8 protein-coding genes, 1 tRNA gene and 3 rRNA genes are annotated in these 14,845 nt (G+C 56.3%); 5 read left to right on the plus strand and 7 right to left on the minus strand.

From position 1 onward, the window contains the following. The 3 genes from NL64_RS10815 to lapG all read right to left on the minus strand — a co-directional run. Nucleotides 1-896, minus strand: an 896-nt coding sequence (locus NL64_RS10815; protein ID WP_034148088.1) for an IS110 family transposase, incomplete at its 3' end; no start/stop codon positions are given. A gap of 254 nt (nt 897-1,150) precedes the next feature. Further along, nucleotides 1,151-3,097: a cyclic di-GMP receptor LapD gene (gene lapD, locus NL64_RS10820; protein WP_034148089.1), complete on the minus strand. Its 1,947-nt coding sequence runs from the start codon at nt 3,095-3,097 to the stop codon at nt 1,151-1,153. Nucleotides 3,098-3,111: 14 nt separating this feature from the next. Continuing rightward, nucleotides 3,112-3,804 (minus strand): cysteine protease LapG, encoded by a 693-nt coding sequence (lapG, locus tag NL64_RS10825; protein WP_034148090.1) that lies wholly within the window; start codon nt 3,802-3,804, stop codon nt 3,112-3,114. Nucleotides 3,805-4,003: 199 nt separating this feature from the next. On the opposite strand from lapG, the gene NL64_RS10830 reads away from it, so the two are divergent. From NL64_RS10830 to NL64_RS10850, 5 genes are all read left to right on the plus strand, one after another. Further along, nucleotides 4,004-4,714, plus strand: coding sequence for a GntR family transcriptional regulator (locus NL64_RS10830; RefSeq protein WP_034148091.1), 711 nt, complete (start codon nt 4,004-4,006; stop codon nt 4,712-4,714). A gap of 665 nt (nt 4,715-5,379) precedes the next feature. Continuing rightward, nucleotides 5,380-6,156 carry a DUF3050 domain-containing protein gene (locus NL64_RS10835; protein ID WP_034148092.1) on the plus strand — a complete coding sequence of 259 codons (777 nt, stop codon included), beginning with the start codon at nt 5,380-5,382 and terminating at the stop codon, nt 6,154-6,156. Continuing rightward, nucleotides 6,153-7,082: a diiron oxygenase gene (locus NL64_RS10840; RefSeq protein WP_034148093.1), complete on the plus strand. Its 930-nt coding sequence runs from the start codon at nt 6,153-6,155 to the stop codon at nt 7,080-7,082. Before NL64_RS10835 ends, NL64_RS10840 begins: the two co-directional genes overlap by 4 nt. Before the next feature lie 13 nt (nt 7,083-7,095). After that, complete coding sequence (locus NL64_RS10845) at nt 7,096-10,512, plus strand: amino acid adenylation domain-containing protein (RefSeq protein WP_034148094.1); 3,417 nt, start codon at nt 7,096-7,098, stop codon at nt 10,510-10,512. Between the two features lie 22 nt (nt 10,513-10,534). Beyond that, complete coding sequence (locus tag NL64_RS10850; RefSeq protein WP_034148095.1) at nt 10,535-11,002, plus strand: SRPBCC family protein; 468 nt, start codon at nt 10,535-10,537, stop codon at nt 11,000-11,002. Nucleotides 11,003-11,106: 104 nt separating this feature from the next. Here NL64_RS10850 and rrf (NL64_RS10855) read toward each other — a convergent pair. The 4 genes from rrf (NL64_RS10855) to NL64_RS10870 all read right to left on the minus strand — a co-directional run bounded on the left by rrf (NL64_RS10855) (nt 11,107) and on the right by NL64_RS10870 (nt 14,804). Then, nucleotides 11,107-11,222, minus strand: a 5S ribosomal RNA gene (gene rrf / locus NL64_RS10855). Nucleotides 11,223-11,330: 108 nt separating this feature from the next. Then, a 5S ribosomal RNA gene (gene rrf, locus NL64_RS10860) occupies nt 11,331-11,446 on the minus strand. Nucleotides 11,447-11,602: 156 nt separating this feature from the next. Then, nucleotides 11,603-14,494 (minus strand): 23S ribosomal RNA (locus NL64_RS10865). A 234-nt stretch (nt 14,495-14,728) separates the two neighbouring features. After that, a tRNA-Ala gene (locus NL64_RS10870) sits at nt 14,729-14,804 on the minus strand. Nucleotides 14,805-14,845 lie beyond the last annotated feature (41 nt).

Genomic DNA, 14,845 nt, shown 5'->3' on the forward strand with positions numbered 1-14,845 from the left:
AATGCCACCCGGCACAGCTTGCGCGCGAGGATGACCAGGGCTTGGGTTTTTGCCAGGCCTCTGGCCAGATAGGACTCATAAAAAGGTTTCCAGATTGGAGATCGACAAGCCGCCATTGCCGCGTTGTGAGCCAAGCGCCGCAACTCCGTATCGCCTTTTTTGGACAGATGGCGAGGCCCGTTCTTCTTGCCTGAATCCTTTGCTCGCAAGTCCATCCCCAAAAAAGCAATGAATGCATCGCCGTTGGCGAAGTGTCCACGCATGAAGGCGGTCGCCAAGCCCATAGCCGTAAGCTCACCGATCCCTTCAATGGCTTTGCAACGCTTGATGTTCTCGGTGATGCCGGCCTCTTTGCTGACTTTGTGCAGTAATTTCTGAATAGCCTGCTCAGCTTGTTTGAAGGACTTCAATTGCCGGGCCAATTCATCTTTCAGAAGCGGTTCGCTCGACCAGCTCAGCGTGATGCCCACACGCACGTTGATGAGTTCTGCGCGTCTATGCAGCAGACTTTTCAACACCTTGTAGGCCTGCGGAGGTGGACTCCAGAGACGCAGTCGTTCCTGCTCGCTAGACAGGTAACGCGCCAGCAGGCGCGCATCACAAGGGTCGGTTTTCGCCCGCTGACCAATGCTTTCGCGGTAGTGGCTTAGCCGATAAGCATCCACAACGTAAACCCGGTGTCCCATTTCGTGGGCCAGTTCAACCGTGTCCAAGTGGTAAATGCTGGTGGCTTCCAAAGCAATTGAGCTTTGCGCAGGCAGCGCTTTGAGCCAACGGCCAAGCGTCTCCCGATCGTTGTTGATGGCTTCAGTGGTTTTTTCGTCTTCGCGGTAAGCGACGATTTCGGCCTTGGCCACATCAATACCGATTACCGTTGGCGAGGTAAGGATTGTCATGACGAATCCTCGGGGCTAGGGTTTAAGAGCTTGTCGGGGTTTACCCTTGCGCTGGCTTGCCTCTATCGTCGGTTGGTTTACCGATGAATTCCTTATCGGCGCTTCGGGTAGAAAGGGCGGGACGAGAAGTCTCCCACGGTCCGTACTGGCTAGAGTCGGAATCGAGCTTTTAGTCCCGCCCACCCCTTCAAGTCTAAACATACAAGCGAGCCTGCTCGCGATGGCGGGATCACAAACGACTCAAATCCCAACACCTAAGCCCATGGCTTCGGCTCACCCACGAGCCGCCCCTGAACCCCATACACCCCCATCTCGCGAATCACCGCCAACTCCCCGTCAGTCTCAACTCGCTCGGCAATCAACGGCAAATCGATGCTATGGGCCGCACGCTGAATGGCCCCGATGAACAGGCGCTTGTCACTTTCCTGATCAATCGCACGGATGTAACTGCCGTCGATCTTCAGGTACGCCAACCCGAGCCGCGCCAGGTTGCCGATCATGCTGAAGCGCCCGCCAAAGCGTTGCAGGCTCAGCGAGAACCCGAGCTCACGCAAACGCCGTGTCAGGTCTTCGAGTTGCGCTTGCTCGGGCAATTGTTCTTCGCCGATTTCCAGGGTCAGCCGCGGCCCCAGATCAGAATGCGCACGTAGCGTTTCGAAAACCGCGTTCAACGCCTGCGGATCGCTCAGGGTGGCCGACGACAGGTTCAGCGCCAGCGACTCCTCGTGGCCGGCCATCTGCTCCAGCACCAGCTCCAGCATCAGCCGATCGAGCCGCGCCGCCCAGCCAAACCGCTCCAGCCACGGCAGGAAGTGTCCGGCCGGAATGGTCTGGCCCTGATCGTCGATCAGGCGCGAAAGCACCTTGTAGTGCAGCACCAGTTGCGTGTCCTGACTCGCCACCACCGGTTGGAAATACAACTGGAAGCGCCGCTGATTCAGCGTCTGATCGAGCAGGTTGTGCCAGGCATGATGATCGTCGCCGACGCGGTCCAGGGCGCTGTGATCGAGGCAGACCCAGTTCGAATCCAACTGGCCTTCAGCCTGTGCCAAGGCCTGATCAGCCAGCCCGAGCACCGCTTGTGGCGCGTCGCCATGAACAAACGGCGCCAACCCGATGGCGGCCACCGAGGGAACGTCGGTGGCGCCGGTCGCATGCAGGCTAGCCAGGCTGTTGTCCAGTTGCTGAGCCAGTTGCAGCGCTTCCTCGCGCACCAACCCTGGCGCCAGCACGGCAAATTCACCACCACGAATCCGTGTGACCAGGTTCAGGGTTTCCGGGAATTTGGAACACTCGCGAGACAACAGCTCGCCGACCGCACGCAGCAAGGCGTCAGTGCGCTGACCGCCCAGACGTTGGTTGAGACCGGCCAGATCCTTGACCCGCAACAACAGCAAATAACCTGAACTGGCCTGTTCGGGGTTGCTCACCCGCGCGTTCAACTGCATCTCGAAATAACGTCGGTTGGCCAACCCGGTCAGGTTGTCCTGATAGGACTCGACCCGCAGCTTTTCACTGCGTTCGGCCTGCTCCTGAAACAGCGCCTTGAGCTTCTCGACCATCTGGTTCATGGCCTGCACCACGCGTCGCAATTCAGGCGTGCGCGGCAGGTCTGGCAGGCTGAGAAATTCGCGACGGGCAATGGCATGGGACTGCTGGACCATGTAATCCAGAGGCTTCAATTGCCGGCGCAGCAACAGGGCGCCCAGGATCGCGCTGACCACGCCGCAGATCAGTAACCAGGCCAGGCTACCCAAGGCGCTCTGCCACAACTTGGCCAACGCGAACATCGGGTGACTCACCACCTCGACCCGCGCGGCCTGCTCCCAGCCACGGCTGACAATAGCATCGCCACCGGCGGGTTCCAGGCCGATCAACTTGACGAACCACTCCGGCACTTTGGTATCCGTGGGGATGCCGCTGCGCTCGACCAGTGTCTTATCGTTGGATAAATCCACGACCCGAATTTTCGCGTAGTAACCACTATCGAAAATCGAACTGACCAGCAGTTCGGTCATCGCCGGGTCGTCGATGTTTGGCGTCAAGGACAGCGCCAGCGCCGTCGCCGCGTCCTGGGCATGGGAGCGCAACTGATTGACGTACTGGGTTCGCGAGCTCTCCAGGCTGACCATGAAGCTGCCGGTAAAGGCGACGATCAGGAACAGACAGATAGCGATCAACAGTTGTTTGAACAAAGACATCTAAAGGCGTGCTCCTAATTTATCGACTCGACCGGGAAACCTTCGGCCTGCATTTTCTTCAGCACATCCTGCCAGCGGGACAAGCGTTTGGTGTCACCGACCCTCTGGTTGCCCTTGGCGCCCGGTAACCACATCCCTTCAGCATTGAAAGAGTAGACCGGCAGCAGATCCGTTCGTTGGTTGGCCGGTTTGATGGTGTCGACCAGGCTATCGAGCACCAGCGGAATGGCGTCCGGGGTCGGGTAGTAGGTCAACACCATGTGCGCACGATTCTGGCGCAAGGCCTTTACGTAGGTGATCCGCAGCTTGTCACTGGAAACGCCGAGATGCCGCAGGCTGAAATATTTGGCGATTGCGTAGTCTTCGCAGTCGCCGGCGCCTTTCCACAGGGCTTCGATAGGGGTTTCCCAATAATCGACCTGGCGCCAGAGATCCTGGTCTTCGACATAACGCACCTGACTGTTGAAGAACCGGTTGACCACGTTGAGTTGTTCCAGCTCGCCGATCTGCTTCTGGGTGGACAGCAGGCGTTGCCAATCATCAATGCGTTGCTGACCTTCGCCCAAAGGTCCGTACAATGCCTGCGCCCGGCGGCTGATCAGGGAAAAATCCCAATCGGCATGCAAGCCGCCCAGCAGCACGCTGGCCAGCAGCAGTGCGCCAAGCAGGCGGCGCAAAATCCGGGAGATCGGGTTACATACCGCCAATGCCAGGCATCCAGTGTAAATAGGGTAGAAGTCGGTTGATGGTGTAGGTTAGCCCAGTAAAAAACAATGGCACGATGCGATCACTGATGGCGCGCTAAACTGAGAGAAAGGCTTTCCACCGGGCGTTTGACAACATGGCGGACTGTCACTAGGGTCAGTTGGATCCAAAAAATAATTCAATCATTCAGGGTGCGTAGTTGTGACACAAAAGCCCAACCCCCTCAGCAGTATCAAGGTCAACGGGCCGATTCCCGCTCATTTGGCACGCTCGGTGATCGAGGAAACCTTGCGCTCGGCCATTCTCGACGGACGCATTCCCTGCGGTACTGCCCTGCGCCAGCAAGACTTGGCCGACCTGTTTGGCGTCAGCCGCATGCCCGTGCGCGAAGCCTTGCGCCAGCTCGAAGCCCAGGCATTGCTCAACGTGGTCGCCCATAAAGGCGCGGTGGTCGCGCCGTTGGTACAGGGCGATGCCGTGGAAACCTACGCTTTGCGGATCCTGCTTGAATCCGAAGCGCTGCGCTTGTCGGTTCCTCTGCTTGAGGCGTCGGACATCAATCAGGCCGCCCGCTTCATCGACGAACTGGAAACGGAGCACGACTACAGCGAAATTGGCCGGCTCAATCGCCTCTTCCATATGTCGCTGTATAACAAAGCCCCTAATCGCCGGCTGCTGAAGCTGGTTGAGGACGGCTTGAACGAAGAAGAGCGTTTTCTGCGTTTCAACCTGGAAGCCATGGGCCTGGGCAAATTGTCCCAGGAGGATCACCGTGCGCTGTTGCGAGCCGCTGAGGAGCGGGACGTCGAAGGTTCGGTGAAACTGCTCGAACATCACCTCAATCGTGGGGTCGAGGTCATCACGCGCTACCTCGCCAGCCCTGAAGCCCAGAGCAGAAAAGCCGCCAAGTGACGCCGATCTAATGTGGCGAGGGGGCTTGCTCCCGCTGGGCCGCGCAGCAGCCCCAAAAATTTTTTTACTGCCATGACGCCCTGACAGACTGAGTGACTGCACCGCATCCGGACGGGAGCACGCTCCCTCGCTACACAAACCGCTTACAAATTCCCCTCCCTTTCATCCTTCCCCGATCCGCACACTCCGGTGATAGCGGCTGCCTTGAATTACGCTCACTCTTGGGTCGAAACCTACGGAAGGAGCCTTGCCACGGGAACGGAAGAGTCGGCGTCACCCCTGTCCAACTTCCCCCCTTCAAATCACCTCAACGATTTAAATTAGAAAGTTGCTTCGAGTGAGGCATTCACTCTTTACTAAAATTCTGACTTATATAAGCCGGAAGGAGTAACTACATCCAAATAAAACTTACATAAAAGATTTTATTGGAACTTGTCGCGCTTGAAAAATATCAACTTTTAATATCTAACAAAATGACTTGCCGAATACTTTATTTGTGTATTAGTTTTTCTACGCCGCCAGCGATCGCGGGCTGCAGGGCCAAGCACATCTGAGACACGTGCAAAAACAGATCAATTTGTTTGAGGCACTCGCTCGCCAACTTAAAACTTTAACCGGCCATCAGAGATTGATCACACTCATCTAAAACTCATAAAGGTTCGTCCATGAAATCAACTAAAGCGCATCTCGACCAAAAGAAAACCGAACTGAGTGCACACCCGATTTTCTCCGAAATACATTCGCTATCGGTGTTGCAACGCTTCATGGAATCCCATGTATTTGCGGTGTGGGATTTCATGTCGCTGACCAAACGCCTGCAACGGGATCTGACCTGCACCCACCTGCCCTGGCTCCCTCCGCGAGATCCGCAAGCGGCGCGGTTGATCAACGAGATCGTGCTGGGTGAAGAGTCTGATGACCGCCCGGCCCAGGGTCACTACAGCCACTTCGAACTGTATCTCGATGCTATGCGTGAGATAGGCGCGAGTACGGCCGCAGTCGAACGCTTCGTGGCACTGCAACAGGAAGGCGTGAGTTACGATGTGGCGCTGCAAAGTGTGGACGTCAACCCGGCGGCGGCGCAGTTCGTACGTCACACACTTCACACCGCGCTGCACGCGCCGGGCCACAGTGTGGCGGCGGCGTTTCTACATGGCCGCGAGAGCGTCATTCCGCAAATGTTCCAGCGCATTCTCGACGACTGGGGCATCGGCATCGAACAGGCGCCGACCTTTCGCTATTACCTCGAACGGCACATTGAAGTCGATGCCGAAGACCACGGCCCGGCGGCGGAAAAACTCCTCGCGCGACTGGTCGATGGCAATCCGCAGCGTGAAGAAGAGGTGTATGCCAGCGCCATCGCCGCGGTGGAAAGTCGTATCGCGCTGTGGGACGGCTTGCGCCTGAGCATGGGCGAATCCGTCACGGAGATGACCTCATGAACGCCGCCGACTACCAATCCTTCGCCGACGCCTGGGAAAGCCGCGCCACCATCCGCACCCGGCCGCGTCGCGTACTGGAGAACGACGACAAACTGATCTACCCCCTGAGCCGGCAACCACTGGTGCTCAGCGAAACGTTCCTGCGCGAGTGCCCGCAACAGCGCGACTTTGCCCTGGTGCAGACGCTCTACAAATTCATCAACGACGTGGTGATATTCGAAACCGAGATCGTCGACAAGACCGCTCGCAGCATCGCCAAGAATCGCTTCGCACTGGCCTTTCCGTTCGCCTGCCGTTACGACGCCATGACCGTAGTCGTAGACGAGGATTATCACGCGCTGGTGGCGATGGACTTCATGCAACAGACCGTCGCCATGACCGGTATCACGCCCATCGACCTGCCCGAAGAAATCGAGCTGAGCCGGGCGATCCCGGCGGCTGTGGCACTCGCGCCAGAACACCTGCGCAGCGCCGTGGAGCTGATTTGCGTGGCCATCGCCGAGAACACCGTGACCGGCGATGTCGCGGCGTTCGCCAAGGACGACACGGTCAAGCAGTCGATCAAGGGTTTGATGGCCGACCACTTGCTGGATGAAGGCCGCCACTCCGGGTTCTGGTCCCGGATGGTGCGCATCTACTGGCACACCGCGTGCGAAGACGACCGCCAGTGCATCGCGAAGATCCTGCCGGTGTTCATCGGCCACTACCTGACCAACGACATCCAGAAGTCCTTCGACTTTCGCTTGATCGACGCCTTGCAAATCAACGACGCAACGCGCCACACGCTCAAGAGCGAAGTATCGGGGCTGGCCTTCCCGATCAATCGGCATCACCCACTCGTGGCCAACATCGTGCGGTTCTTCCGCAGCAGTTCGCTGCTTGATTCGCCGTGCGTGCAAAACGCCTTGAGCGACTACCTGATTTGACGAGGAGCACATCATGAGACGTCTCGACATTCTGCTCGTTGGCCGCAGCCAGGCCCTGACCGATCTGGCGCTGGAACTTGAACAACACGGTCATTCTTTGACACGGGTGGCCGCGCTCGGAGAGCTGACACCGGGTAGTGCGGATCTGCTGATCGACGATGCCAGCCTGCTGCTTGAAAGTCTCAGCGATGCGCCGCGACTGACGCTGGAACTGGGTGTCGGCCCCTCGGGTGCTTCCGACCTTCCGTCGCTAGATTTGCTGTGCTCCATCGGTTCGACGTTACTCACTCGTTTGCCAATCGCGAATGAGCCTTCGGGCAATGGCCAGGCGTTGCGTCTGCGCACAGTGGCGGAATTGGTGGGTCACGTGGCGCTACTGGTCAGCCGTTTCTCCCGGGATGCCGAGTATTTTCTCCTCGCCGAACCGGCCACCCCGGCGCATTTCGATCGAATGGAAAATCTGCAATGGCTGGAGAGCCTGGCGTACGTGCATCGTTTCAACGCCACCGCGCAGCCGCGTCTACTGCAATTGGCACAAACGCCGATCATCGAGCGACTTGAACAGCGCTTTATCCAGTGCGCCGAACGCCCGGCATTGAACATCTCAGGTTCGTCCATCGACTATCGCCAATTGCACGCGCAAAGCCGCGCCATCGCCCGGCATTTGCAACCGCTGCTCGATAAGTATCGAGGGCCATTGGTCGTGGGAATTTGCCTGCCCAAGTGCAGTGCGTTGTATGCGGGAATTCTGGCGATTCTCGGCGTCGGTGCGGTGTACCTGCCATTGGAGCTGAGCCATCCGCTACAGCGCCAGCAGTACATCCTGTCGAACGCTGGCGCTGTTTTACTGCTGCATGACGGGCAGCACCCGCTCGCTGCAGAAATGCCGGCGCTTGATATCACCGGCATCGACTTCGACGAAGAGAATCTCGATCAACCCTTGATGCGCCTTCGCCCCGATCTCGACGCTCCGTGCATGGCGCTCTACACCTCGGGCACCACCGGCCACCCCAAAGGCGTACTGCTGAGCCAGGCCAATCTCGCGCACTTCACGGCGTGGTATGCGGACTATGTGCAGTTGACCGAAGAGAGTCGTGTGCTGCAGTTTTCGTCGCTGAGTTTTGACTCGTCGCTGATCGATATTTTCCCGACCTTGCTGCAAGGTGCGGAGCTGATCGTACCTGATGAAGATCAGCGTCGCGACCCGCTGCAACTGGTGGAGCTGATCCGTTATCAGCAACTGAGCCACGCCTTTTTGCCTCCGGCGTTGTTGAGCATCCTACCGCTGGAGCAACTGCGAAACCTTGATCACGTCATGACCGGCGGCGATGTTTGCGAGCCTTGGGTCATCCAGCAACTGACGCGCCAAAGCAAGTTCTACAACCTTTATGGTCCCACCGAAGCGACGGTACTGATTACCGCGCGGCAACTGCAAACCGGCGACAACAATCGGACGCTGGGCGGACCGATTGCAAACAGCCGGGTGCTGATTCTCGATGAGGAACTTCAGCCGGTAGCCGAGCAAACCGTCGGCGAGTTGTACATCGTCGGGCCAGGGGTGTGCCTGGGTTACCTGAACAATCCGCAGCAAACCGCCGAGCGCTATTTGACCCTGCGTCTGCCGAAGGGCGAGCATTTGCGCGCCTATCGCACCGGCGACATGGCGAAGTGGACCGGTGACGGCATCGAGCTGTGTGGGCGTCGCGACAACCAAGTGAAGATCCGCGGGTTCAGGGTCGAGCCGGAAGAGATCGAGCGCTGCCTGCGCGACAGCCAGTTGTTCGGTCAGGTGGCGGTCGTCATCGACAGCAATCGACGGATTCTGGCCTTCCTCGCCCAGCCTCGGGAAGATCAACCTGGCAGCGCTCGCGAAGCGTTGAAAGCTCATGCGGCGCAGCATTTGCCAGACTACATGCAGCCCAGCGCCTGGACCGCACTGACGAGCATGCCGTATGCCAGCAATGGCAAGGTCGATCGTCAGGCACTGCTGAAACTGCCGGTCAGCTGCATTGAAAACGGCTCGCGGTGTTTGCCCGTCAGTGACGATGAAGTGCTGTTGCGGGAAATCTGGGCCGAACTGCTGGAGTTATTCGCCTGCGATATTTCCACTGACGAAAGCTTCTTCAATCTGGGCGGCCATTCGATTTTGCTGTCTCGGATGTTGCTGCGCCTGCGCGAAGAGTTCGGCCGCAGCATTTCGATCAACCGCTTTATCGAACTGCCCACTATCGCAAAACTGGCGACGCTGGTGCGCGGATCCGGCAGCGAAGAGGTGCTGAGTGAAAAGGCCCTGTCCGACGCCGACCGCGAACTGGAAGTGCAGCCACTGCCCGTCAGCCGCATGGGCGACGTGCATAAGGTAATCGTCACCGGCGCCAACAGCTTTGTCGGTGTACACATCGTTGAAGCTTTGCTGGCGCGGGGGGCAAGCGAAGTAGCCTGCCTGGTCCGCGACGGTGGCGGGCAATCGGCTGTCGAGCGTTTCGCCCAGGCCTTGCGGGAGAATCGCCTGGAGCACCTGGACCTGAATCGCGTGCAAGTCTACGCGGCAGATATCACGCGCCCGGAACTGGGGCTGGCAGCCGACGTCTACGAGCGACTGGATCGAGAGTTCGGCGCTTTGGTGCACAACGCTGCCAATGTTAATCACGTGCTCGATTATGAGTCGCTGGCGCGGGACAACGTTGAGCCGATTTTCCAGTGTCTGCGACTGTGCGAAGGGCGCAGCAAAAAGATCTTCAACTTCGTTTCGACACTCTCAGCTTCCAGCACGATTTCCGCCGATGGCCGGGTGCTGGAGATGCCCGCCGCCCAGACCCCGCCGATTTACATCAAGAATGGCTACAACCTGTCCAAATGGGTCGGCGAGCGGATCCTCGAACGCGCACGACAGCGCGGTGTGCGGGTCAATCTCTATCGCCCCGGCAACATCAGCTTCAACAGCCTCACGGGTGTGTGCCAGCCACACAAGAACCGTTTAATGCTGATGCTCAAGGGCTCGATACAACTCGGCCAGGTTCCGGAGTTTTCGCTCAATTTCGACCTGATGCCGGTGGACTTCCTCGCCGGTTTTATCGCCTTCCATGCCAGCCGTTATCAACCGGACAAAGCGGTATTCAACCTGCACAACCCTGAACCGCTGGACTGGGACACCTACGTTGCATCCTTTCGCGAAACCGGCCGGCAGTTTTCCATGGTCAGCGTCGCAGACTGGCAACAGCAACTGCGCCGTGTCGATAGCGACAACGCGCTGTTCGGCGTGCTGGGTTTCTACCTCAACGGCTTCGAAGAAGACATCGGCGACATCTCGATGATCGGGCACGACAACGCCCGGGCCGGCGTGCGTCAGATGGGCACGTGCTATCCGGAAAAATCCCCGGCGCTGCTGCGTCGCGGGTGCGACTACCTCAAAGAAATCAACTTCATCTGATTCAACCCAATGGAGCAAAACCATGAGCACACTGCACCCCGATACCCTGATCAAAAACCCGCAAGGCTGCCAAGTTGTGTCCTCGGTGGAAGTGCCTGCCGATGCCGCACAGGTTTGGGCCGTGGTCGGTAACTTTGCCGGTTTCGACCGATTCATTCCGGCGCTGTCGCACATCGAGATGACTGGTGAAGGCGTGTCATCCCTGCGCAAGAAATTCTTCAAGGACGGCAACCTGGTAGTCGAGCAACTCAACTCCCGTGACGATGAAGCGCTAAGCATGACCTGGACCACGATCTACAACACATTGGGCGTGGGCAATTTGTGGGCGGCGATGAGTGTGGATTCGTTAGATGCGGGCAGGTCGCGGGCTACCTGGACCATCATTGCCGAACCGGCACAGGGTGGTGCCGAGACGCTGTCGGGGTTTAAGGATTTCGTACAGGGTTTTGCCGATGATGCGATGAACAATGTACTGAAACTGTTTATGTAAGACGCGAAAAAGCCCGTTTTGGAGACGCTCCAAAACGGGCTTTTAGTACCCCTGAAACGACAAAACCCCTGTCTGCGTTAGCAGACAGGGGTTTCGGAATTCAATCTTGACGATGACCTACTCTCACATGGGGAAACCCCACACTACCATCGGCGATGCATCGTTTCACTGCTGAGTTCGGGATGGGATCAGGTGGTTCCAATGCTCTATGGTCGTCAAGAAATTCTGTGTGTCAGTCCGTCTATGACGACGTGCTGACGAATTCTTGATGTTTCTACTTTAAAGACAAAACCCCAACTGCTTTCGCAATTGGGGTTTCGGAATTTAATCTTGACGATGACCTACTCTCACATGGGGAAACCCCACACTACCATCGGCGATGCATCGTTTCACTGCTGAGTTCGGGATGGGATCAGGTGGTTCCAATGCTCTATGGTCGTCAAGAAATTCGGGTACTGAGTCGTGACCAAATGGCCTCGCTTCAGCAAATTGGGTATGTGACAGCTGGTGTTTTGTGAGTATCTCGAACTTTCGGTTCGTTTCGTCTTCACACACCGCAATCTGATGCTCTTTCGAGTAGTCAAATTGCTTGGGTGTTATATGGTCAAGCCTCACGGGCAATTAGTATTGGTTAGCTCAACGCCTCACAGCGCTTACACACCCAACCTATCAACGTCGTAGTCTTCGACGGCCCTTCAGGGGACTCAAGGTCCCAGTGAGATCTCATCTTGAGGCTAGTTTCCCGCTTAGATGCTTTCAGCGGTTATCTATTCCGAACATAGCTACCCGGCAATGCCACTGGCGTGACAACCGGAACACCAGAGGTTCGTCCACTCCGGTCCTCTCGTACTAGGAGCAGCCCCTCTCAAATCTCAAACGTCCACGGCAGATAGGGACCGAACTGTCTCACGACGTTCTAAACCCAGCTCGCGTACCACTTTAAATGGCGAACAGCCATACCCTTGGGACCGGCTTCAGCCCCAGGATGTGATGAGCCGACATCGAGGTGCCAAACACCGCCGTCGATATGAACTCTTGGGCGGTATCAGCCTGTTATCCCCGGAGTACCTTTTATCCGTTGAGCGATGGCCCTTCCATACAGAACCACCGGATCACTAAGACCTACTTTCGTACCTGCTCGACGTGTCTGTCTCGCAGTCAAGCGCGCTTTTGCCTTTATACTCTACGACCGATTTCCGACCGGTCTGAGCGCACCTTCGTACTCCTCCGTTACTCTTTAGGAGGAGACCGCCCCAGTCAAACTACCCACCATACACTGTCCTCGATCCGGATAACGGACCTGAGTTAGAACCTCAAAGTTGCCAGGGTGGTATTTCAAGGATGGCTCCACGCGAACTGGCGTCCACGCTTCAAAGCCTCCCACCTATCCTACACAAGCAAATTCAAAGTCCAGTGCAAAGCTATAGTAAAGGTTCACGGGGTCTTTCCGTCTAGCCGCGGATACACTGCATCTTCACAGCGATTTCAATTTCACTGAGTCTCGGGTGGAGACAGCGCCGCCATCGTTACGCCATTCGTGCAGGTCGGAACTTACCCGACAAGGAATTTCGCTACCTTAGGACCGTTATAGTTACGGCCGCCGTTTACCGGGGCTTCGATCAAGAGCTTCGCGTTAGCTAACCCCATCAATTAACCTTCCGGCACCGGGCAGGCGTCACACCCTATACGTCCACTTTCGTGTTTGCAGAGTGCTGTGTTTTTAATAAACAGTCGCAGCGGCCTGGTATCTTCGACCGGCGTGGGCTTACGCAGTAAATGCTTCACCCTCACCGGCGCACCTTCTCCCGAAGTTACGGTGCCATTTTGCCTAGTTCCTTCACCCGAGTTCTCTCAAGCGCCTTGGTATTCTCTACCCAACCACCTGTGTCGGTTTGGGGTACGGTTCCTGGTTACCTGAAGCTTAGAAGCTTTTCTTGGAAGCATGGCATCAACCACTTCGTGTTCTAAAAGAACACTCGTCATCAGCTCTCGGCCTTAGAATCCCGGATTTACCTAAGATTCCAGCCTACCACCTTAAACTTGGACAACCAACGCCAAGCTGGCCTAGCCTTCTCCGTCCCTCCATCGCAATAACCAGAAGTACAGGAATATTAACCTGTTTTCCATCGACTACGCTTTTCAGCCTCGCCTTAGGGACCGACTAACCCTGCGTCGATTAACGTTGCGCAGGAAACCTTGGTCTTTCGGCGTGGGTGTTTTTCACACCCATTGTCGTTACTCATGTCAGCATTCGCACTTCTGATACCTCCAGCAAGCTTCTCAACTCACCTTCACAGGCTTACAGAACGCTCCTCTACCGCATCACCTAAGTGATACCCGTAGCTTCGGTGTATGGTTTGAGCCCCGTTACATCTTCCGCGCAGGCCGACTCGACTAGTGAGCTATTACGCTTTCTTTAAAGGGTGGCTGCTTCTAAGCCAACCTCCTAGCTGTCTAAGCCTTCCCACATCGTTTCCCACTTAACCATAACTTTGGGACCTTAGCTGACGGTCTGGGTTGTTTCCCTTTTCACGACGGACGTTAGCACCCGCCGTGTGTCTCCCATGCTCGGCACTTGTAGGTATTCGGAGTTTGCATCGGTTTGGTAAGTCGGGATGACCCCCTAGCCGAAACAGTGCTCTACCCCCTACAGTGATACATGAGGCGCTACCTAAATAGCTTTCGAGGAGAACCAGCTATCTCCGAGCTTGATTAGCCTTTCACTCCGATCCACAGGTCATCCGCTAACTTTTCAACGGTAGTCGGTTCGGTCCTCCAGTTAGTGTTACCCAACCTTCAACCTGCCCATGGATAGATCGCCCGGTTTCGGGTCTATTCCCAGCGACTAGACGCCCTATTAAGACTCGCTTTCGCTACGCCTCCCCTATTCGGTTAAGCTCGCCACTGAAAATAAGTCGCTGACCCATTATACAAAAGGTACGCAGTCACCCAACAAAGTGGGCTCCCACTGCTTGTACGCATACGGTTTCAGGATCTATTTCACTCCCCTCTCCGGGGTTCTTTTCGCCTTTCCCTCACGGTACTAGTTCACTATCGGTCAGTCAGTAGTATTTAGCCTTGGAGGATGGTCCCCCCATATTCAGACAAAGTTTCTCGTGCTCCGTCCTACTCGATTTCATGACTAAGAGATTTTCGCGTACAGGGCTATCACCCACTATGGCCGCACTTTCCAGAGCGTTCCGCTAATCTCAAAGCCACTTAAGGGCTAGTCCCCGTTCGCTCGCCACTACTAAGGGAATCTCGGTTGATTTCTTTTCCTCAGGGTACTTAGATGTTTCAGTTCCCCTGGTTCGCCTCTTGCACCTATGTATTCAGTACAAGATAACCATCTTATGATGGCTGGGTTCCCCCATTCAGACATCTCCGGATCAAAGTCTGTTTGCCGACTCCCCGAAGCTTTTCGCAGGCTACCACGTCTTTCATCGCCTCTGACTGCCAAGGCATCCACCGTATGCGCTTCTTCACTTGACCATATAACCCCAAGCAATCTGGTTATACTGTGAAGACGACATTCGCCGAAAATTCGCAATTACTCACAAATTTTACCTTAGCCTGATCCGTTACCAGTGAAAGTAACGTTCAGTCTATCTTTCTATCACATACCCAAATTTTTAAAGAACGAACTAGTCAAAGACTAGAAATCAACATTCACCATCGAACCGATGGAATGCTCATTTCTAAGCTTTCAAACTTCAGAAGCAGTAGTGGTGGAGCCAAACGGGATCGAACCGTTGACCTCCTGCGTGCAAGGCAGGCGCTCTCCCAGCTGAGCTATGGCCCCGTATTTCTACAGGTTCCCACACAAAATTGGTGGGTCTGGGC

The sequence above is a fragment of the Pseudomonas fluorescens genome (assembly GCF_000802965.1).
Lineage (GTDB): Bacteria > Pseudomonadota > Gammaproteobacteria > Pseudomonadales > Pseudomonadaceae > Aquipseudomonas > Aquipseudomonas fluorescens_A.

What these genes read in the sequence shown, in the direction of transcription:
- NL64_RS10835 (WP_034148092.1), top strand. Translation starts at nt 5,380, where the DNA reads ATGAAATCAACTAAAGCGCATCTCGACCAAAAGAAAACCGAACTGAGT.
- NL64_RS10845 (WP_034148094.1), top strand. Translation starts at nt 7,096, where the DNA reads ATGAGACGTCTCGACATTCTGCTCGTTGGCCGCAGCCAGGCCCTGACC.
- NL64_RS10840 (WP_034148093.1), top strand. Translation starts at nt 6,153, where the DNA reads ATGAACGCCGCCGACTACCAATCCTTCGCCGACGCCTGGGAAAGCCGC.
- lapD (WP_034148089.1), bottom strand. Translation starts at nt 3,097, where the DNA reads ATGTCTTTGTTCAAACAACTGTTGATCGCTATCTGTCTGTTCCTGATC.
- NL64_RS10850 (WP_034148095.1), top strand. Translation starts at nt 10,535, where the DNA reads ATGAGCACACTGCACCCCGATACCCTGATCAAAAACCCGCAAGGCTGC.